At 36.0% G+C, this 18,572-nt stretch carries 20 protein-coding genes, 2 pseudogenes and 1 other annotated feature; of the genes and pseudogenes, 18 read left to right on the plus strand and 4 right to left on the minus strand.

From position 1 onward, the window contains the following. Nucleotide 1: 1 nt before the first annotated feature. From ACUL40_RS21930 to ACUL40_RS21950, 5 genes and pseudogenes are all read left to right on the plus strand, one after another. Nucleotides 2-322, plus strand: coding sequence for an MTH1187 family thiamine-binding protein (locus ACUL40_RS21930; RefSeq protein WP_000082906.1), 321 nt, complete (start codon nucleotides 2-4; stop codon nucleotides 320-322). Next, a complete protein-coding gene (locus tag ACUL40_RS21935; RefSeq protein WP_001057166.1) occupies nucleotides 294-1,067 on the plus strand; it encodes an ABC transporter permease in 774 nt (257 codons plus the stop codon). The genes ACUL40_RS21930 and ACUL40_RS21935 overlap by 29 nt, the downstream gene beginning before the upstream one ends. Then, nucleotides 1,064-2,062 (plus strand): ABC transporter substrate-binding protein, encoded by a 999-nt coding sequence (locus tag ACUL40_RS21940; RefSeq protein ID WP_000715573.1) that lies wholly within the window; start codon nucleotides 1,064-1,066, stop codon nucleotides 2,060-2,062. Before ACUL40_RS21935 ends, ACUL40_RS21940 begins: the two co-directional genes overlap by 4 nt. Further along, a complete protein-coding gene (locus tag ACUL40_RS21945) occupies nucleotides 2,059-2,808 on the plus strand; it encodes an ABC transporter ATP-binding protein (protein WP_000016088.1) in 750 nt (249 codons plus the stop codon). Before ACUL40_RS21940 ends, ACUL40_RS21945 begins: the two co-directional genes overlap by 4 nt. Then, nucleotides 2,805-2,999 (plus strand): annotated as a pseudogene (locus ACUL40_RS21950) (ABC transporter ATP-binding protein); the annotation flags it as partial. The gene ACUL40_RS21945 and the pseudogene ACUL40_RS21950, both read left to right, overlap by 4 nt. A 443-nt stretch (nucleotides 3,000-3,442) precedes the next feature. Here the strand turns inward: ACUL40_RS21950 and ACUL40_RS21955 are convergent. Beyond that, nucleotides 3,443-5,467 carry a glycosyl hydrolase family 18 protein gene (locus tag ACUL40_RS21955; protein WP_001257487.1) on the minus strand — a complete coding sequence of 675 codons (2,025 nt, stop codon included), beginning with the start codon at nucleotides 5,465-5,467 and terminating at the stop codon, nucleotides 3,443-3,445. Nucleotides 5,468-5,838: 371 nt separating this feature from the next. On the opposite strand from ACUL40_RS21955, the pseudogene ACUL40_RS21960 reads away from it, so the two are divergent. From ACUL40_RS21960 to ACUL40_RS21990, 7 genes and pseudogenes are all read left to right on the plus strand, one after another. Then, nucleotides 5,839-6,210, plus strand: a pseudogene (locus ACUL40_RS21960) (DnaJ family domain-containing protein). Nucleotides 6,211-6,220: 10 nt separating this feature from the next. Further along, nucleotides 6,221-6,535, plus strand: coding sequence for a thioredoxin family protein (locus tag ACUL40_RS21965; protein WP_445423004.1), 315 nt, complete (start codon nucleotides 6,221-6,223; stop codon nucleotides 6,533-6,535). 13 nt (nucleotides 6,536-6,548) lie between these two features. Next, nucleotides 6,549-6,794, plus strand: coding sequence for a hypothetical protein (locus tag ACUL40_RS21970; protein ID WP_000505774.1), 246 nt, complete (start codon nucleotides 6,549-6,551; stop codon nucleotides 6,792-6,794). Between the two features lie 125 nt (nucleotides 6,795-6,919). Further along, nucleotides 6,920-7,063 (plus strand): hypothetical protein, encoded by a 144-nt coding sequence (locus ACUL40_RS21975; protein WP_000817981.1) that lies wholly within the window; start codon nucleotides 6,920-6,922, stop codon nucleotides 7,061-7,063. Nucleotides 7,064-7,143: 80 nt separating this feature from the next. Continuing rightward, nucleotides 7,144-7,725 (plus strand): TetR/AcrR family transcriptional regulator, encoded by a 582-nt coding sequence (locus ACUL40_RS21980; protein WP_001254439.1) that lies wholly within the window; start codon nucleotides 7,144-7,146, stop codon nucleotides 7,723-7,725. A gap of 66 nt (nucleotides 7,726-7,791) precedes the next feature. Beyond that, entirely contained in the window at nucleotides 7,792-9,024 is a 1,233-nt protein-coding gene (locus ACUL40_RS21985) for an MFS transporter (RefSeq protein ID WP_000992579.1), read from the plus strand. Between the two features lie 56 nt (nucleotides 9,025-9,080). Beyond that, nucleotides 9,081-9,332: a helix-turn-helix transcriptional regulator gene (locus ACUL40_RS21990; RefSeq protein ID WP_002023181.1), complete on the plus strand. Its 252-nt coding sequence runs from the start codon at nucleotides 9,081-9,083 to the stop codon at nucleotides 9,330-9,332. 69 nt (nucleotides 9,333-9,401) lie between these two features. Here the strand turns inward: ACUL40_RS21990 and ACUL40_RS21995 are convergent, their stop codons facing one another. Both ACUL40_RS21995 and ACUL40_RS22000 read right to left on the minus strand, forming a co-directional pair. Beyond that, nucleotides 9,402-10,685: an MFS transporter gene (locus ACUL40_RS21995; protein ID WP_000738812.1), complete on the minus strand. Its 1,284-nt coding sequence runs from the start codon at nucleotides 10,683-10,685 to the stop codon at nucleotides 9,402-9,404. Nucleotides 10,686-10,793: 108 nt separating this feature from the next. Next, entirely contained in the window at nucleotides 10,794-12,107 is a 1,314-nt protein-coding gene (locus ACUL40_RS22000) for an alkaline phosphatase family protein (RefSeq protein ID WP_074047955.1), read from the minus strand. A gap of 154 nt (nucleotides 12,108-12,261) precedes the next feature. Between ACUL40_RS22000 and ACUL40_RS22005 the strand changes: the two genes are divergently transcribed. Together ACUL40_RS22005 and proS are read left to right on the plus strand one after the other, a co-directional pair. Further along, nucleotides 12,262-12,555, plus strand: coding sequence for a YesK-like family protein (locus tag ACUL40_RS22005; protein WP_000383850.1), 294 nt, complete (start codon nucleotides 12,262-12,264; stop codon nucleotides 12,553-12,555). 94 nt (nucleotides 12,556-12,649) lie between these two features. Next, nucleotides 12,650-12,856, plus strand: a binding site (T-box leader). A 47-nt stretch (nucleotides 12,857-12,903) separates the two neighbouring features. Then, entirely contained in the window at nucleotides 12,904-14,334 is a 1,431-nt protein-coding gene (proS, locus tag ACUL40_RS22010; protein WP_001040977.1) for a proline--tRNA ligase, read from the plus strand. A 115-nt stretch (nucleotides 14,335-14,449) separates the two neighbouring features. Here the strand turns inward: proS and ACUL40_RS22015 are convergent, their stop codons facing one another. Next, the gene (locus tag ACUL40_RS22015) at nucleotides 14,450-15,442 is read right to left on the minus strand and encodes an LPXTG cell wall anchor domain-containing protein (protein WP_211477907.1); all 993 of its coding nucleotides are present in this window, start codon (nucleotides 15,440-15,442) and stop codon (nucleotides 14,450-14,452) included. 201 nt (nucleotides 15,443-15,643) lie between these two features. Here ACUL40_RS22015 and ACUL40_RS22020 point away from each other — a divergent pair, with 201 nt between their 5' ends. The 4 genes from ACUL40_RS22020 (at nucleotide 15,644) to ACUL40_RS22035 (ending at nucleotide 18,518) form a co-directional block, all read left to right on the plus strand. Then, nucleotides 15,644-16,522 (plus strand): ROK family protein, encoded by an 879-nt coding sequence (locus ACUL40_RS22020; protein ID WP_000666116.1) that lies wholly within the window; start codon nucleotides 15,644-15,646, stop codon nucleotides 16,520-16,522. Nucleotides 16,523-16,650: 128 nt separating this feature from the next. Beyond that, nucleotides 16,651-17,247 carry a TerD family protein gene (locus ACUL40_RS22025; RefSeq protein WP_001121586.1) on the plus strand — a complete coding sequence of 199 codons (597 nt, stop codon included), beginning with the start codon at nucleotides 16,651-16,653 and terminating at the stop codon, nucleotides 17,245-17,247. 22 nt (nucleotides 17,248-17,269) lie between these two features. Next, nucleotides 17,270-17,854, plus strand: coding sequence for a TerD family protein (locus ACUL40_RS22030; RefSeq protein WP_000146726.1), 585 nt, complete (start codon nucleotides 17,270-17,272; stop codon nucleotides 17,852-17,854). A gap of 85 nt (nucleotides 17,855-17,939) precedes the next feature. After that, nucleotides 17,940-18,518: a TerD family protein gene (locus tag ACUL40_RS22035; RefSeq protein WP_000236643.1), complete on the plus strand. Its 579-nt coding sequence runs from the start codon at nucleotides 17,940-17,942 to the stop codon at nucleotides 18,516-18,518. Nucleotides 18,519-18,572 lie beyond the last annotated feature (54 nt).

Genomic DNA, 18,572 nt, shown 5'->3' on the forward strand with positions numbered 1-18,572 from the left:
TATGTCACAACAAGTTACAATGTCATTTTCAGTAGTACCACAAGCAAAAACGAAAGATGTATATTCTGTTGTCGATAAAGCAATTGAAGTTGTGCAACAATCGGGAGTTCGTTATGAAGTAGGGGCAATGGAAACAACTTTGGAAGGAGAATTAGATGTACTTCTTGATGTCGTTAAACGTGCGCAACAAGCTTGCGTCGATGCTGGAGCAGAAGAAGTGATTACTTCTATTAAAATCCATTATCGTCCAAGCACTGGTGTAACGATAGATGAAAAGGTTTGGAAGTACCGTGATGAATATGCAAAACCAGAAGCAATCTAAACTTATTACAACTATTTGGCTTATCCTTCTCATTGCGATATGGGAAGGATCTGTTTCATTATTTAAAATCGAACCGTGGATTTTACCAAAGCCTTCTGCCATTGTTCAAGAATTAATTGGGATGAAAGATTTACTATTACCAAATACGATGCAAACACTGCAGGAAGTTATAATTGGACTATTCTTTGCAATTTTATTGGGGACGAGCATCGCAATTATTATGGACGTTATACCGTTATTTCGTATTTTAATAAATCCATTGCTCGTTATTTCGCAAACAATTCCAATTGTTGTACTTGCACCGCTATTTATTATTTGGTTTGGATATGGGATGTTGCCGAAAGTAATGGTCGTAATACTCGTTTGTTTCTTCCCAATTGCGCTTAGTATTTTAGAAGGTTTTCAAACAGTAGATAAAAACATGTTGAAACTGTTACAAACAATGAAGGCGACAAAATGGCAAGTTTACCAGAAAGTAAAATTTCCAGCAGTGCTTCCATACTTTTTCTCAGGTTTAAAAATTGCAGTTACATATAGCGTAATGGGGGCAATTATCGGAGAATGGCTCGGTGCAAGTGAAGGATTAGGCGTTATGCTTACGAGGGCTACAAAATCCTTTTTGACTGCCCGAGTATTTGGTGTTGCAGCAATCATCGTTATGGTGACATTATGCCTGTATTTTATCGTAGAGTTTATGGCAAGAATAACAGCACCATGGATATATAGAAAGGACGGCAGAAAATGAAAAAAGGTTTGAAAGTTATGTTAGCTGCCTTAGTAGCGGTAGGTGTGGCTGGATGTAATCCGGCGAAGAAAGAAGAAAGTGCAAGTAAAGATCAAAAAGTAAAAGTAGTATTAGATTGGTTTCCAAATACGAATCATACTGGCTTGTATGTAGCGCAAACGAAAGATTATTACAAAAAGCAAGGATTAGATGTAGAAATTATTCAACCAGGTGACAATGTAACAGCAGAGCAAATGATAGCATCAGGAAAAGCAGACTTCGCAATAAGCGCACAAGAAAATGTAACGTTAGCTCGTGTGGAAGGAATTCCTGTTGTATCTGTAGGAGCGATTATTCAGCATAACACTTCAGCGTTTGCATCGCTTAAGAAAGATAATATGACGTCACCGAAAGATTTTGAAGGTAAACGTTACGGCGGCTGGGGAGGACCAGCGGAAGAAGCGACATTAAAGACGATTATGGATAAACATCAAGCTGATTTTAATAAAGTTGAAAAAATCATCTTAGGACAAACAGATTTCTTTAAATCAATCGGTCGTGATGCAGATTTCGAATGGATTTATTACGGTTGGGATGGTATTGAAGCGAAGCGCCAAGGAAAAGAGTTAAATACGATTATGGTGAAGGACTTAGATCCAGCGCTTGATTTCTATAGTCCTGTTATTATTACGAGTGAAAAACATACGAAGCAAGATAAAGACTTTGTGAAAAAGTTTATGAGTGCAACGACAGAAGGTTATAATTTTGCAATTAAGGAACCGAAAGAGGCTGCTGATATTTTAATTAAAGCTGTTCCAGATGTAAATAAAGATTTAGTTCAAGAAAGCCAAAAATGGTTAAGTACGAAGTATCAAGATGATGCTAAAGCATGGGGAGTACAGAAGGAAGAAATTTGGACGAATTACATGAATTTCTTATATGACAACAAAGTTATTAAAAAGAAAATCGATGTAAAAGATGCTTTTACAAATGAATTCCTTCCAAGTGAAAAATGAGCGGATTACAAATAAAAAATATAGTGAAATCTTTTGACGGAAAGAATGTATTAGAGAATATTAGTGCCTCTATACAAGAGGGAGAGTTTGTTTCCTTTGTAGGACCAAGTGGTTGCGGGAAAAGCACATTATTAAACATGATTGCAAATGTTGAAAAACCAACAAGCGGGAACGTAACGTATAACGATAAGCAAGTACAAGAGCAAGATGTTGTTAGTTATATGCCACAACAAGATTTATTACTACCGTGGCGATCAGCTTTGCAAAATATCGTTCTTCCGTTAGAAATTGAAGGAAAGCCGAAAAAACAAAGGCTGACAGAAGGAATGGAAGCATTAAAGCAGTTCCAACTAGATGAATATGCAGACCATTATCCAGATGAATTATCTGGTGGTATGCGTCAAAGAATTAGTTTTCTGCGCACATATTTATGTGAAAAGCCAATTATGCTGCTGGATGAGCCTTTTGGTAAATTAGATGCATTTACAAAAATGGAAGTACATAGCTGGCTTTTAAACTCTTGGCATCAAGAAAAGCAAACAATCGTTATGGTGACACATGACTTAGATGAGGCAATCTTGCTTTCAGATCGCGTATTTATTTTATCTCAAAGACCAGCGTCAATAGTTGGCGAGGTACAAGTGAAATTACCTAGGCCGAGAACGATGGATATGTTAACATCACTCGAATTAAAAAAGGATAAAGAAGAGATTTTAAGTGTGTTAGCTCCTTATATGAAAAAATAGAAAAAGCTGATGTTTTAATTTTAGACGAACCGACTAATCATTTGGATGTAGAAACTAAGATGGCTTTACAGGAAGCGTTACAACAATACAAAGGAACGGTTTTAATTGTCTCACATGAACCTTCTTTCTATGAATCGTGGATAACAAAAGTATGGAATATAGAAGATTGGAATACTGAACAATATGAATAAAGAAAAGGCATTAGCTTTTAGGAGCTAATGCCTTTTCTTTGTGATTAACATGATTTTCGAGAACTCTTACATGAGAATTGTATGAAGAAGCACTCTTATGGTGCGCTTATAAGCGTGCTTTTTCTTTTGTTATATTTATAATACGAAAGCCTTTCCCTAACAGGTGACTATCTTTCTTTATATATATAGATAGTTCAAAATGGAATGAAAATAATTCCTTTATGTAAAGGATAATATGGATATTATAGGAAGACAATAGAAATTAAAGGAAATTCATGTAAAATTCAAATGAACTTCATATAAACTTCATATTAGAAATTAAATATAATTATAATAGGTTATTATGATATTTTTGATTTTTCGTAAAATTAAAAGTTTGAATTTAGGAGGTATTGCTCAAACCTAAATTCAAACTTTAGTGAATTAATTAATGGATATTACGTCTAGTTTTCGCTAATGACGGTATTTAAAAGTTCGGCAGGATTACCTGTTCCTGCACCGCCAATTGTAATAGATCCACCAGGAGGAATTTCACCATTCCATCCTGCGTTCGTAATTACATAATGATTATTTGTTTTACTACTAATTTTAGAATCCCAAACTTGTGTTAAATTACCGCTATAATCAAATTCTAATTTCCAATTTTTAATAGGAGTCGTTCCATTATTTTTGATTATAATCGAGAAGTTATAACCGCTGCCCCAATTCGAAGTGACTGAAAATGTAGCAGTACCATTTCCATCAGGAGGTGTCGTATTAGCTTCATCCGTTTTGACAGTAAGAGCGGTAGGTTGTGATTTATTTCCAGCAGCATCTTTGGCAATTATTGAAAATGTGTATTCCGTATTAGGTTTTAAGTTTTTAATTGTAATGCTATTTGTTGTTGTACTCCATTTCTCTTCTCCAGCAGTAATTTCATATTCCATAACTCCTACGTTATCAGTAGATGCAGTCCAGTTTAATTGAACTGAGTTTGAATTTTTATTCGTAACTACAACGTTTTTAACATTCGTTGGTGGCTCAGTATCTTTTTGACTAATAGGTCCACCAAGTAATTCTTTTACTAGCGTATCAAGTAATTTTGGACCACTGCAACTATATTTTGGACTTGTACGGCAATCTCCGCTTAGTTCCCAAAACATTGCTCCACTTAAACCTTTCGTCTTTATATAGTCTGTTTTGTATTTCATAGATTCATTGTCATCGTAGCTAATAAATGTGCCTGTAGTTGCATTATATAAATAAGGTACTTTAGCTGTGTCATTCCAGTAGCGTACAAAACCATTTTTATTAACGTAATTGGCTGCTAAATCACCGTAATCATACACACCTGTGTCACCGGTAGAATAATCATCCCAAGTACCTTTAGAAGCAAGTTTCCCATCACTACCTGGTTTGCAAGGTTGATATTGTCCGTTATTTTCTTTGCCACAACTTTTCCAGCCACGTCCGTAAAAGGGTACGCCTAATACTAGTTTATCGACTGGAACACCTTCATTTGTATAAACATTTATAGCACCATCTACGTAAAAATTCGTATTTGCTGCTGGGTCATTTGGATCCTTATATAGAGCTGCATTATGATTAGAAGTAGCTTCCCATCCGCCGTGGAAATCATATGTCATAATATTAATCCAATCGAGTATTTGAGAAATTTTCTTTAGCTCTGTATGATCAGCGTAGCGTTGGCTTGCGCCTGAAGCGATTGTTAGTAAATATTGTTTGCCATCTTCAGCACCTGCTTTATTCAAAGCATTTCGGACATCTTGAAGAAGGAGAGTGAAATTTTGTTTATCTTCAGGACGATAACTACCACCAGGAATCGTTTCAACGCCCGGATATTCCCAGTCTAAATCTACGCCATCAAACCCATATGCGCGAAGAAAAGCTACTGTAGATTCAGCAAATACTTTTCTTGTTTTTTCATCAGCGGCCATATCAGAAAAGCGGTTAGACCAAGTCCAGCCACCAACGGAAATAATTGTTTTTAAGTGAGGATATTTAGCTTTTAATCGTTTTAGTTCCCCGAAATTTCCGCAACGGGCATATTTATCGCAATCTTCCCAAGTTGTCCCTGAGCCAGGATACGATTTGGTAACATCAGCCCATGGTTCACCGAGTACGAGAGTACCATTAGGAACCTCTTTATTTTGCAATGGTACACCAGATTCTTTACAGTTCCACGTTTGTTTATTTGGATTATCAGGATGAGTAGAAGGGTTTCCATGTTTTCCATTCCAACAAATATCCGCGAAAGCATAGTTAAGGTGAGTAAGCTTTGATGCATCAATGTCAGCAACTTGATAATTACGTCCGTAAACGCCCCACGAAGGAAAGTACCCAACAATTTTTTGACTTTGCTTTGGTGAATCTGCTAATGCGAGATTTGGAGTAATAAAATTTGTGAGAAAAAGAGGTAAGAAAAGTAGTAGAGATAGTAATAGCAGTGTGAATTTTTGAGACCTCATAGCCATTTCTCCTTTCAAAATAAAAGATATATTTAAAGGCATACGCCAATAAACCAAAATGAATCTAGACGTATGAAACATCTAAATAAAATGATCAGACATCACGAAGTCTATACAAGGGAGCTGGGGGTGATTAAATCGTAACAAATGTAAGATTTAGTGTAAACGCTTTATTAAGTTGAAAAAGACTTTCTCAATACAAAAAGGCTTGAATACAAACTATATATGAAAACGAAAGATTGGTATGGGAAGAAAAAGCTCATTATAAATAAATTTGAGAAAAAATTGTATGGAGCCAATTATTAAAGACGTAGAAAGATCAGGAAATATCATGTAAAATAATAGTAAAAATATGTAAAGGAGGGAATAGTGTGGATGTGTTTTTGAACATTGCTGAAGAAAAAATTCGACAAGCAATACGGAATGGTGATCTTGATTATCTTCCGGGAAAAGGAAAACCACTACAATTAGAAGATCTTTCAATGGTACCTCCAGAACTTAGAATGAGTTATAAAATTTAAAAAAATGCGGGAATGATTCCACCAGAAATGGAACTACAAAAAGATATATTAAAAATAGAGGATCTAATTGCTTGCTGTTATGATGAAGAAGAGAGAAAGAAATTACGAGAAGAGTTTACAGCAAAAACTCTTCGTTTTCAGCAGGTAATGGAAAAGAGAAAGATTAAAGATAGTTCAGCTTTTCGTATGTATCAAGGCAAATTATTTCGTAAATTACGCTAAGAGGGATAAGATGACTACATTTAAAACGATAGAAGAATTAGCGACCTATATCGAAGAACAACAATTGGTACTTCTGTTTATTAAAACGGAAAATTGTGGTGTTTGTGATGTTATGCTAAGAAAAGTAAATTGCGTATTAGAGAATTATGATTACGTAGAGAAAATAGAGATATTACTACAAGACATGCAAGAGATTGCGGGGCGATATGGAGTATTTACAGGGCCAACAATTTTATTATTTCATAATGGAAAAGAAATTCTTCGTGAATCACGCTTCATTTCATTTGAAAATCTAGAGAGAATCATTCAATTATTCGAGGAATAGGGGAGGCTTTTATATGGGATTTATTATTGTCATACTATTATTTGTTGTAGTTGGAATAATCGTAACAGCAGTTCGATCGAACAAAAAGAAGGTGAACTTGGCGAAACAAAATAACATACATAATTCATCTAACAGCTCATCACCATTATTTTTCTTTGCTGGATCGGATAATGATAGCTCGCATGATGGCGGTTCACATGATTGTGGAGGCTCTTTTGGGGGAGATAGCGGAGGAAGCTGCGGTGGCGGTGGGGATTGATGAAAATGCGCCTTATATAGGCGTATTTCTTTTTAAACAAACGTTTGATTAGTCGGCTTACATATACATAAACACAGTTAAACAAACGTTTGATTAATATTTTTAACATACTAAGGGGAATGGAAATGAAAAGGGAACCGAAAGTGAAAAATAAGGGGAAAGTAGTGTTATTTTTATTAGCTGCGGGAGGCGTATTTCTTGTTAAATTAGCATTTAAATTTGGAACAATACATATGATTCGAACTTGGTTTGAAAGTACGTTTTCTTAAATAAGGAATATAGCCTCTTGCGATAGAGGTTTTTGATTTGTTATTATTAGACTGAACGGTCGGTTTAAAGAGGTGTGAATATGAGAAGAAGCGCAGAAGAGATAAAGAAAGAAATTGCATACAAAGCAGAAAGTCTATTTTCACAGAAGGGCTACGCAGCTACATCTATGGAAGAGATTTGTGAAATTACAGAGCGAAGTAAAGGAAGTATTTATTATCACTTTAAAAGTAAAGAAGAATTATTTTTATTTGTAGTGAAACAGCATACGTATGATTGGCTTGAAAAATGGAATGAAAAAGAGAAGTTGTATAGCACTAGTACTGAAAAACTATATGGTCTCGCGGAATATCATGTAGAGGACATACAGCAACCAATTTCAAATGCCATAGAGGAATTCTCTATGAGTCAAGTTGTAAGTAAAGAGATTTTGGAGGAACTATTAGCTTTAACTAGAGAATCATATGTTATGTTTGAGAAATTAATTGAAGCAGGTATACAGTCTGGAGAGTTCCGTGAAGATAATACTCGTGATCTTATGTATATTGTGAATGGATTATTATCAGGGCTTGGAGTACTTTACTACGAGCTAGATTATAAAGAGTTGAAGCGTATTTATAAAAAGGCAATAGATGTATTGTTAAAAGGAATGGCAGCTGAATAATAGGTCAGTTGCTTTTCTTACAAAATAAATTAGACTGAACGGTCGGTTTGTGAAAGGGGAATGAAAATGAACGCTTTATTTAAAAACCGAGCATTTATGCTCGTTATGGCGTCTGATATTTTACAACAATTTGCAATTTGGATCAGAAATATGGCTCTTTTGTATTTTATAATGGAGCGAACGAATAATGATCCGGTTTCTGTTTCTTTGTTATCAGTTATGGAATATGCACCTATTTTTATTTTCTCGTTTATCGGTGGTGCGCTAGCTGATCGCTGGAATCCGAAAAGAACAATGGTCACTGGAGATGTGTTGAGTGTACTGTCTATTATAGGAATTGTCCTGTTGTTAAAGCTGGATTATTGGCAGGCTATATTTTTTGCAACACTCATTTCCGCGATTGTAGGTCAGTTTTCTCAGCCCTCATCTTCGCGTATATTTAAGCGCTATGTAAAAGAAGAACAGGTAGCAAATGCGATTGCATTTAACCAAACATTACAGTCATTATTTCTAATTTTTGGACCAGTGGTAGGATCGCTTGTGTATACACAACTTGGTTTATTTACGTCACTATATAGCTTAATCATTTTATTTTTGTTATCTGCTATCGCCCTTTCATTTTTACCAAAATGGGTTGAAAAAGAGCAAGTGGCGAGAGATTCATTAAAAAATGATATAAAAGAAGGTTGGAAGTATGTTCTTCATACGAAAAATTTACGTATGATTACGATCACTTTCACCATTATAGGCTTAGCTGTTGGATTAACAACTCCATTAGAGGTGTTTCTTGTAATAGAACGCCTTGGAATGGAAAAGGAAGCAGTTCAATATTTAGCTGCAGCTGATGGAATAGGTATGTTAATTGGTGGTATTGTTGCTGCAATTTTCGCTTCAAAAGTGAATCCGAAAAAAATGTTTGTATTCGGTATGGGCATATTAGCAATGTCATTTTTAGTAGAAGGGCTATCTACATCATTTTGGATTACTAGTTTCATGAGGTTTGGAACAGGTATTTGTTTAGCTTGTGTTAATATTGTTGTCGGTACGCTTATGATTCAACTTGTACCAGAAAATATGGTTGGAAGAGTAAATGGGACGATTTTACCACTGTTTATGGGGGCAATGCTAATTGGAACTTCACTAGCTGGAGGATTAAAGGAACTAACTTCACTAGTTACTGTGTTTTGTATAGCAATGGCACTTATTTTATTAGCGATAGGGCCAGTTCTACGTATGCAAATAAAAAAAGAAGATGTTGCTAATAAAGAGGCACTAACAAATTCGTTAGCTTCGAAATAACTATTGTAAGGGAGCAATATTGCTCCCTTTTTCTTTGAGGAACTTTTGACAACTATATGAGCCAATTATATACTGATGTTGTAAAAACGATTTTACAGGTTAGGAGCAATGGTGTGAAAAATCAAATCTATGAATTACGCACTGAAAATAATATTTCACAAGGCGCATTAGCTGATAAATGTAAGGTTTCTAGACAAACGATAAATGCAATTGAGAATAATAAATATGATCCAAGTTTAGCGTTAGCATTCCGTTTAGCTGAAGTATTAGGAACAACTGTTGATAAATTATTTTTGTACAAGCAGTAGAGTCGTTCATTATAAGTCGCACCTTTAAAAATAAAAAAGATCCTCTTCTTATGAGAAGAGGATCTTTTCTTATAGCGTTTTAGTCTTTGGACTAGGTGGTGTAACGGATGTATTATTTTCTGGAACTCTAGTTAGTAAGAATCCTCCGATAATAAACAGAACAATAATACTAAGAACACCAGCGTTTGTTTTTCCTGTTAATTGGGTTGTAACACCGACTAATACCGGACCCATAATTGCGGCAAACTTGCCAAATATATTATAAAATCCGAAGAATTCATTAGCAGATTCTTTAGGTACTAGTTTTGCAAAGTATGAACGACTTAGTGCTTGAATACCACCTTGAGATGTAGCAACTAACATTGCTAAAATCCAAAAATCAAGTGTCGTTTTTAAAAAATAAGCATATGTGCAAATAATGATATAAATAATGATACCGACATATAACATTTTTTTACCAGTAAATGTTTCAGATAATTTTCCGTATAGTAAAGCAAATGGACAAGCGACAATTTGTGTTACAAATAATATGATTAATAGATTCGTTGCACTAATACCGAGATCGGTTCCGTAAGCGGTAGACATAGTAATAATTGTGTCGACTCCGTCAATATAGAAAAAGTAAGCGATTAGAAACATAAATACAGTTTTATATTCTTTAATATTTTTAAAAGTATCAGCAAGACGTTTGAAGCTCATTCTAATAGGTCTTGGATGACGCTCAATATAGTGTGTTTGCTCTACGTTTTTTAGCATTGGAATTGTAAATAATCCCCACCAAAGAGCTGTTATTGCAAAGGAAATTTGACTAGCAATGCCGACCGATAAGGGAATAGTTCCTTTTTGGGAAAGAATAATAAGAGCGATACAACCGATAAAAGGAATTGTACTCCCGATATAACCTAATGCAAATCCTCTTGTAGAAATTCGGTCCATTCTATCTTCAGAAGTGACGTCTACTAAAAATGCATCATAGAAAATATTTGCTCCAGCAAAGCCGATTAAGGCGAGCATATAGCACCCTAGCAATAAGTACCACTGAGAGGTTGGAACGACTGCTAACATACTTGTAAATACGATACCGAGTCCAAAGAAGAATGTGAAAAAACGTTTTTTAAATCCTTTATAATCAGCAACTGTGCCAAGAATAGGAGCAAGTATAGAAATTAAAAGTGTTGCGAATGAGTTTGCATATCCCCAATATGCTGTTGAAGTTGCCCCAGATAGTCCAGCTTCTTTTGCAGCTGCTTTAAAGTAAATTGGAAATAATGCAGTTGTAATGACGAGCGAGTATACGGAGTTCGCCCAATCGTATAATATCCAGCTTTTTTCTTGTCTGGACATTTTTTTCATATAATGTTCCCCCTTAAATTTGTTTTACTAACAGTGTACAAAAATAAAAATTATAAAAAGAGAAACAGTGATGAAATTTACATAACTTTTACATATATACACTGTTCTTTACAATTGGAGTAAATCCTCTACAATTGCTCCGTCTGTTTCACCTAAGTGTAAACCGAGTAGTCTAGCGATAGTTGGGCCCTCATCAATAAGTCTCATATACGGTATGGTAATGCCGCTTTTTATCCCTTTCCCAGCAGCGATAAAAATTGTTTCATAGTTAGGTTTTGTTGGAGAGTATCCATGCGTACCAAATGTATATTTTTTACTAGGCGTAACATCTTTTTCGGTAATTTCTTTTATAAAATCTCCTGTATAGTTTTCAGTGAAATAATACCCTTCTCGTGCTTCTAACATGAATAAACAATTACCGTCTGCACCGCAGTCTTTCGCAGCTTCATCATGAAGTATAAATTCAATTCCGTTTTGTTTATTTTGAAGTAGCTCTTCAAGGAGTAGTTGTACCTCCCGAATTGTATCCGTATCATTTTTGTCCTTTACATATACATAGGCAGAGCCGTCGCAACTTTGGCAATAGGCTTTCCAGTCTACTAATTTTCTTTTTTTATTAAGAGATATAAGTCCTCTTTGATGGAATAGCACATTTAATTGTATGGATTTGTTTTCACTTAAAGCGCTATGATCACCAAGGGCAATAATTGTACTTTCTTCGTATAAGTCACTTTCTTTTAGTGCTTGAATAATTTTCCCTAGACGTTCGTCGTGTCTCTGGATAGCAGCTATTGTTTCGTTAGATTCAAAGCCGTGATAGTGTCTTTGTGTGTCTAGATCGGTGAAATGTACGAACATGATATTAGGCTTTTTCGTCTGGATTGTATGCACAGCAGAGGCGAGGGCGAAATCATCCAGCTCTGGTTGTGATAAACCATTTCTTATATGGCCGAAACGACGATTTAAATCTAATTGGTATAGTGGGCTACCGCTAAATAAGGAAACTAACACTTGATTTTGCCAAGGTCTATTTGGAAAAATTTCTGGTAAATTGTAATCGATGTTCGCTCTTCCAGTAACAGGCCATAGAAGGGCAGCTGTCGTTAAATTTGCTTTGCGCGCTTCATCATACAATGTTGTTCCTTTTATTGATTTTCGGTACCAATGCCAATCAGGTGATTCACGCCCTGGTTGAAGTAACGTATTGCTAACAACACCGTGCTTGTTAGGGTAATTACCGGTTACGATTGTTGAGTGGCTTGGATATGTTACAGAAGGATAAATTGGTTCTACTTTTTCGACAACCGTGCCCTTTTTTATTAGAGATTGGAAATGAGGTAGTTTTTGTAGTATAGGAAAATCTAAAGCTGATAAACAGTCGAATGATAAAATAATGACATGGTTTGTTAATGCTTTATCCATAAAGTTCCCTCCTGATTATATAAAACCTATTCTTATATATTACTATTAATACCTAGTAATAAAAATATATTTTTATGTGAAAATTTATTATTTATTTTCAGAAAAATTAAACATATAATTAAGTATAAGGGAATCTATGGAAGGAGGAAACACTATGGATTGGTTAGATGGATTTGGTATCTTTTACATCATTGGCGGAATCACGATTATCCTTGTATTTGCTATTTCATATTTACTAAAGAAGCGGTTTCCAGACAAACAGTTCGATATTATATTTGCACTTAGTTTAATACTTCTTTGCTTAGCGTCCTTTCCCGTTACAATGATTGTTATTGGTGGGTGGGAAGGAATGGGATATGGATTTATTGGTTTCTTCGTCCTACTTGGTACACTTATCGGTATGATTGCACATCAACTTGTGAAAATTACGCGGAAAAGCTACGTATAAAACTGCAAAAAAATGAAAAGAATATATAAAAATAAGAAAATTAGCTATTGTTTTAAAAAAGAATTTGTATTATGATAATCAACAAATTTATTTCGTTATAACGATGAAAAAGGACTAGTACATGTTCAACCTTTTTAGCAGAGAGAGAATCCGTCAGGCTGAAAGATTCTTAAAAAGGCAATATGGAACCTGCCTTTGAGTTCTGCATATGCAGCGGGAATTTCCCGTTATCAAAAAGAGAGCATGCGCAATTTTTGTGCATGAATCAGGGTGGTAACGCCGACAAAGCTCGGTCCCTATTTAGGGACGCGGGCTTTTTTGTATTTTCTAGAAGGAGGAAGACTGACTATGGCAAAAGAACAAGTGCAAGCCATTACGAAGATGGAAGAGGACTTTGCGCAGTGGTATACCGATATTGTAAAAAAAGCCGAACTTGTTGATTATTCAAGTGTAAAAGGATGCATGATTTTACGTCCGTATGGTTATGCCTTATGGGAGAATATGCAGAAGGTGATGGATGAGAAGTTAAAAGAAACTGGCCATGAAAATGTATATATGCCAATGTTTATCCCAGAGAGTTTATTGCAAAAAGAGAAGGATCATGTTGAAGGATTTGCTCCTGAAGTAGCATGGGTTACGCATGGTGGAGATGAAAAGTTAGCGGAAAGACTTTGTGTACGTCCTACATCTGAAACTTTATTCTGTGAGCACTTTTCAAAAATTGTGCAATCCTATAATGATTTGCCAAAGTTATATAATCAGTGGTGTTCAGTAGTTCGTTGGGAGAAGACAACTAGGCCGTTCCTTCGTACGACTGAATTTTTATGGCAAGAGGGTCATACAATCCATGAAACGGCAGAAGAATCGCAGGCTGAAACATTAAATATTTTAAACTTATATGCTTCTTTCTGTGAGGATTATTTAGCAATACCAGTTATTAAAGGACAAAAAACAGAAAAAGAGAAGTTTGCTGGAGCAAAGGCAACTTATACAATTGAAAGTTTAATGCATGATGGAAAAGCACTTCAAACAGGAACCTCTCATAACTTTGGGACGAATTTCTCAGAAGCATTTGATATTAAGTTTTTAGATCGTAACGGTAAGTGGCAATATGTGCACCAAACATCTTGGGGTGTATCAACAAGAATGATAGGCGGGCTAATAATGGTTCATAGTGATAATAATGGACTTGTAATGCCACCAAAAGTCGCTCCAGTGCAAGTTGTTATTGTACCAATTGCTCAGCATAAAGAAGGAGTTTTAGCAAAAGCAACAGAGTTACAAGCACATATTCAAAAGGTTGCACGAGTAAAAATAGATGCTAGTAATAAAACACCAGGCTGGAAATTTAATGAGTATGAAATGAAGGGGATTCCAATTCGATTAGAAGTTGGCCCTAAAGATATTGAAAAGAATCAAGTTGTACTTGTAAGAAGAGATACGAAGGAAAAAGAGTTTGTACCAATGGATCAATTAGAAGAACGTATTCCAGCATTACTTGAAGAAATTCATATTGCTTTATTTAATAAAGCAAAAGCATTTCGCGATGAGAATACGTATGTTGCGACAAATTTCGAAGAGATGAAAAAAATAGCTGATGAAAAGCAAGGCTTTATTAAGGCAATGTGGTGCGGGGAATTAGCTTGTGAAGAAAAACTAAAAGAAGAAGTTGGCGTATCTTCACGTTGTATGCCTTTTGAGCAAGAGCATTTAGCTGAAGAATGTATTTGTTGTGGTAAAGAAGCTAAACAAATGGTGTATTGGGGAAAAGCGTATTAATACTTTTTCTGATAGGTGATAAAAGGACTTTGGGCTGCATAATAAAATGTAATCCAAAGTCCTTTTTAGTTTTATACAGTATTTCATGTACTTTTTAGATGGAAGGATGTTGTTCTTATTTTACGTTTTTACGACGAATAAACAGTAACATACCAATTAGGAATGTTGAAAGCCCCATTAAAATAGATATAGGGTAATGCGTTGCAGTATTAGGTAATTTATCACCTTGTTTTTTCGTATTATCTTTTACATTACCCCCTTGAGAACCGTTGCCCTCCTGAGAATTGCTATCGCCTTTAACACGATTGCCACCTTGAGAGCCATTACCCCCTTGAGAACTGCTATCACCTTTAACACGATTGCCGCCTTGAGAGCCATTGCCGCCAGAACCGTTACCACCAGAACCGTTACCGCCAGAACCATTGCCACTAGAGCCATTGCCGCCAGAACCGTTACCGCCAGAACCATTGCCACTAGAGCCATTGCCGCCAGAACCGTTACCGCCAGAACCATTACCGCCAGAACCGTTGTCACCAGAGCCACTGCCGCCAGAACCGTTGCCACCAGAACCATTGCCACTAGAGCCATTGCCGCCAGAACCATTGCCACCAGAACCATTGCCACTAGAGCCATTGCCGCCAGAACCGTTGTCACCGGAACCATTGCCACCAGAGCCATTGCCGCCAGAACCGTTGTCACCGGAACCATTGCCACCAGAGCCATTGCCGCCAGAACCATTACCGCCAGAACCGTTGTCACCAGAACCGTTACCGCCAGAGCCGTTGCCACCAGAACCATTGCCACCGGAACCGCTGCCGTCAGAGCCACTACCACCAGAACCGTTACCGCCGGAACCATTGCCACCAGAGCCACTGCCACCAGAACCGTTACCGCCAGAACCATTGTCACCAGAACCAGTATCGTCCTGAGAACCGTTATTTCCTGGAGGTATATTATTATCCTTTGAGTTTCCTTCTGCAAAATGATCGCTATTTTGTACAATAGCGTTTGTTAATGGTTGGAAGTTTTCAGTTGCAGCATTACCGATATTTAAACCGCTAAAAAAAGATAAAGAGAGTGTTGATGCTAAAATGAAGATTTTCGTCATGGTTTTCCTCCTAAGAGATTAATGTTCCATCTAAAATACATCCCTTTGTAATATTTCTTAGGAAAAAGAGTTTTATGCAAAAAAAACTATATATAGAAAAAGGTGGTGTATTTGTCAAAGCAGAAAAGAGTTAATGTAGATTTCCTACAAATAGTAGAGGGGGAGAATTTACATTCATAACGGTAGAGGAAGTGGCAGCAGATGAAAGAGTATATAGCGTTTGATATTGGCGGTACGCAAATTAAGTATGGTATTGTTTCAGAAATAGGGAGAGTATTAAAGCGTCAAACAGTTGCAACAGAAATTCATTTAGGCGGAGAACAAATTATTCAAAAACTTATATATGTATCCAAAAAAATAATGAATGAACATACTATTGCCGGAATCGGTATTAGCACTGCGGGAATTGTTGATATTAATAAAGGAATTGTGACGGGAGGTGCGGATCATATTCCGGGATATAGTACTATTCCTATTATTGATAGATTGCAAGAGATATTAAAAGTTCCAGTATCGATTGACAATGATGTGAATTGTGCAGCGTTTGGAGAAAAGTGGAATGGTAGTGGAAGAGAGAAAGATAACTTTATTATGCTCACCCTTGGAACAGGGATTGGGGGAGCAATTTTTATAGATGGAAAATTGTACCGAGGACATTCATTTAGTGCTGGTGAATGGGGGAATATGTTAATAGAAGAAAAAACGTTTGAAGAGGTTGCTTCGATTTCAGGATTAATTCGACTTGTAAGCAAATATAAAGGCAAAGGCAAGTGGAATGGGAAAAGAATTTTCGAGTTGTATGATAAAGGAGATCGGGAAGTTGCTCAAGCAGTTGGGATTTTCTTTAAACATTTGGCAATCGGAATTAGTAATCTTGCTTATATTTTTAATCCAGAAACGATTATTATTGGTGGAGGAATTACCGATAGAGGAAATGAGTTTTTAAAAGAAGTAAAAGAAGAGGTCAGTAAATACTTAAATCAAGAGATTTATAATAATTGTGAGATTGAACTTGCGCAAAACGGTAATTGTGCAGGAATGATTGGTGCTATTTACCACTTCTTACATCATCATAAGTAAATTATATGAATGTTTTCATATAACTGAGAATTTATCCTTTTTATCGCTAGGTAAATAATGCTACAATATAAGAGAAGAATACAATATTTTCCGATTCGGAAAATGCTTTGTAGAAAGGGAGAAACTTCATGCCTATTATTTTAGAAAAAGGTCAAAAGATCGATTTAACGAAAGGACAACCAAAAGTAGCAAAACTACAGGTTGGCTTAGGCTGGGATCCAATTGGGCAATCAGGTGGATTTCTGTCTTCATTATTTGGAAGTAAACCAAATGTAGATTGTGATGCATCTGTTGTTATGTTAGAAGGAGATCGTTTTTTAAACAAAAATGATTTAGTTTACTTCGGAAATAAACTTTCTACTTGTGGTAGTATTATTCATTCAGGAGATAATTTAACAGGTGAAGGCGCTGGTGATGACGAAACAATTTTCGTAGAATTACATAAAGTTCCAAGCCGTATTAATCGTTTAGTATTCGTTGTAAATATTTATGACTGTGTAAATCGTCGTCAAGATTTCGGGATGATTCGTAATGCATATATTCGTATTCAAAACCCGCAAACTGGTGAAGAATTAGCACGCTATAATTTATCGGATAATTATGCTGGCAAAACAACTCTAATTGCAGGTGAAATGTATCGTCACGGAAGTGAATGGAAGTTTTCAGCAGTTGGAGAAGGCACGCAAGATAAAAACTTAAGTGAGATTGTATCACGTTATCAATAAAATAACCGAGGAGGAATTGTATATGGCATCAATTTCATTGAAAAAGGGACAAAAGGTAGACTTAACAAAAACGAATCCAGGTCTTTCGAAAGTTCTTGTAGGACTTGGTTGGGACACGAATCGTTATGACGGACAAAACGATTTCGACTTAGATGTTAGTATTTTCTTAGTAGGCGCGAATGGTAAAGTTTCAGGAGCAGAAGATTTCGTTTTCTATAATAATCCAAAAGGTGCGAATGGTGCTGTAGAGCATTTAGGAGATAACCGCACTGGTGAAGGTGAAGGCGATGACGAAGCGATTAAAGTAGATTTGAAAAATGTTCCTGCTCACATCGAACGTATTTGTTTCACAATTACAATTTATGATGGAGAAGGCCGTAGCCAAAACTTCGGACAAGTTTCTAATTCTTTCGTACGTATTCTTGATGAAGAAAAGAATGCAGAATTAATTCGTTACGATTTAGGAGAAGATTTCTCTATTGAAACAGCCGTAGTAGTAGGTGAATTATATCGTCATGCAGGTGATTGGAAATTCAATGCAATCGGAAGTGGATTCCAAGGTGGATTAGCGTCTCTATGTAATAACTTTGGTTTAGATGTAGAGTAATAGATTTGATTTATATATCCATCGGTGAAATGTATGTTTACTGATGGATATATTTTTAAAGATAAAAATATAGAGGTGAATATAGATGGTTATTCAATTACAAAAAGGCCAGAAAATCGATTTAGGTAAGACAAGCCCTGGTTTAACAAAAGCAGTAATTGGTCTTGGATGGGATATTAAATCTTATGACGGCGGAGCCGATTTCGATTTAGATGCATCTGCCTTTTTATTAGATGCAAACGGAAAATGTACGAAGGAAACTGATTTTATCTTCTATAATAATTTACAGTCTCCTTGTGGATCTGTTTTACATACAGGAGATAACCGTACAGGTGAAGGTGAAGGTGACGATGAGCAACTTGTTGTGGATTTGAAGAAAGTTCCAGCAGATGTGCACAGAATTGCTATTACAGTTACGATTTATGATGCAGAAGGCCGTAGTCAAAACTTTGGGCAAGTAGGAAATGCGTTTGTTCGTTTAGCGAATGAAGAAACGAGTGAAGAAGTTCTTCGTTTTGATTTAGGGGAAGATTTCTCCATCGAAACAGCAGTTGTCTTTTGTGAATTATACCGTCATAATGGACAGTGGAAGTTTAATGCAGTAGGAAGTGGATTCCAAGGTGGTTTAGGTGCGCTTGTAAGAGCGTATGGCTTGGATGCATAGAAAGGAAACGATATTCGTTTCCTTTTTTTGACCTTTCTATAAATCTAGCAAAGA

Source organism: Bacillus sp. KNSH39, assembly GCF_052656585.1.

Excerpts from the sequence above, each read along its gene's own strand:
- ACUL40_RS21930 (WP_000082906.1), top strand. The coding sequence starts at position 2 with ATGTCACAACAAGTTACAATGTCATTTTCAGTAGTACCACAAGCAAAA.
- ACUL40_RS21935 (WP_001057166.1), top strand. The coding sequence starts at position 294 with ATGAATATGCAAAACCAGAAGCAATCTAAACTTATTACAACTATTTGG.
- ACUL40_RS21940 (WP_000715573.1), top strand. The coding sequence starts at position 1,064 with ATGAAAAAAGGTTTGAAAGTTATGTTAGCTGCCTTAGTAGCGGTAGGT.
- ACUL40_RS21945 (WP_000016088.1), top strand. The coding sequence starts at position 2,059 with ATGAGCGGATTACAAATAAAAAATATAGTGAAATCTTTTGACGGAAAG.
- ACUL40_RS21955 (WP_001257487.1), bottom strand. The coding sequence starts at position 5,467 with ATGAGGTCTCAAAAATTCACACTGCTATTACTATCTCTACTACTTTTC.
- ACUL40_RS21965 (WP_445423004.1), top strand. The coding sequence starts at position 6,221 with ATGACTACATTTAAAACGATAGAAGAATTAGCGACCTATATCGAAGAA.
- ACUL40_RS21970 (WP_000505774.1), top strand. The coding sequence starts at position 6,549 with ATGGGATTTATTATTGTCATACTATTATTTGTTGTAGTTGGAATAATC.
- ACUL40_RS21975 (WP_000817981.1), top strand. The coding sequence starts at position 6,920 with ATGAAAAGGGAACCGAAAGTGAAAAATAAGGGGAAAGTAGTGTTATTT.
- ACUL40_RS21980 (WP_001254439.1), top strand. The coding sequence starts at position 7,144 with ATGAGAAGAAGCGCAGAAGAGATAAAGAAAGAAATTGCATACAAAGCA.
- ACUL40_RS21985 (WP_000992579.1), top strand. The coding sequence starts at position 7,792 with ATGAACGCTTTATTTAAAAACCGAGCATTTATGCTCGTTATGGCGTCT.
- ACUL40_RS21990 (WP_002023181.1), top strand. The coding sequence starts at position 9,081 with ATGAGCCAATTATATACTGATGTTGTAAAAACGATTTTACAGGTTAGG.
- ACUL40_RS21995 (WP_000738812.1), bottom strand. The coding sequence starts at position 10,685 with ATGAAAAAAATGTCCAGACAAGAAAAAAGCTGGATATTATACGATTGG.
- ACUL40_RS22000 (WP_074047955.1), bottom strand. The coding sequence starts at position 12,107 with ATGGATAAAGCATTAACAAACCATGTCATTATTTTATCATTCGACTGT.
- ACUL40_RS22005 (WP_000383850.1), top strand. The coding sequence starts at position 12,262 with ATGGATTGGTTAGATGGATTTGGTATCTTTTACATCATTGGCGGAATC.
- proS (WP_001040977.1), top strand. The coding sequence starts at position 12,904 with ATGGCAAAAGAACAAGTGCAAGCCATTACGAAGATGGAAGAGGACTTT.
- ACUL40_RS22015 (WP_211477907.1), bottom strand. The coding sequence starts at position 15,442 with ATGACGAAAATCTTCATTTTAGCATCAACACTCTCTTTATCTTTTTTT.
- ACUL40_RS22020 (WP_000666116.1), top strand. The coding sequence starts at position 15,644 with ATGAAAGAGTATATAGCGTTTGATATTGGCGGTACGCAAATTAAGTAT.
- ACUL40_RS22025 (WP_001121586.1), top strand. The coding sequence starts at position 16,651 with ATGCCTATTATTTTAGAAAAAGGTCAAAAGATCGATTTAACGAAAGGA.
- ACUL40_RS22030 (WP_000146726.1), top strand. The coding sequence starts at position 17,270 with ATGGCATCAATTTCATTGAAAAAGGGACAAAAGGTAGACTTAACAAAA.
- ACUL40_RS22035 (WP_000236643.1), top strand. The coding sequence starts at position 17,940 with ATGGTTATTCAATTACAAAAAGGCCAGAAAATCGATTTAGGTAAGACA.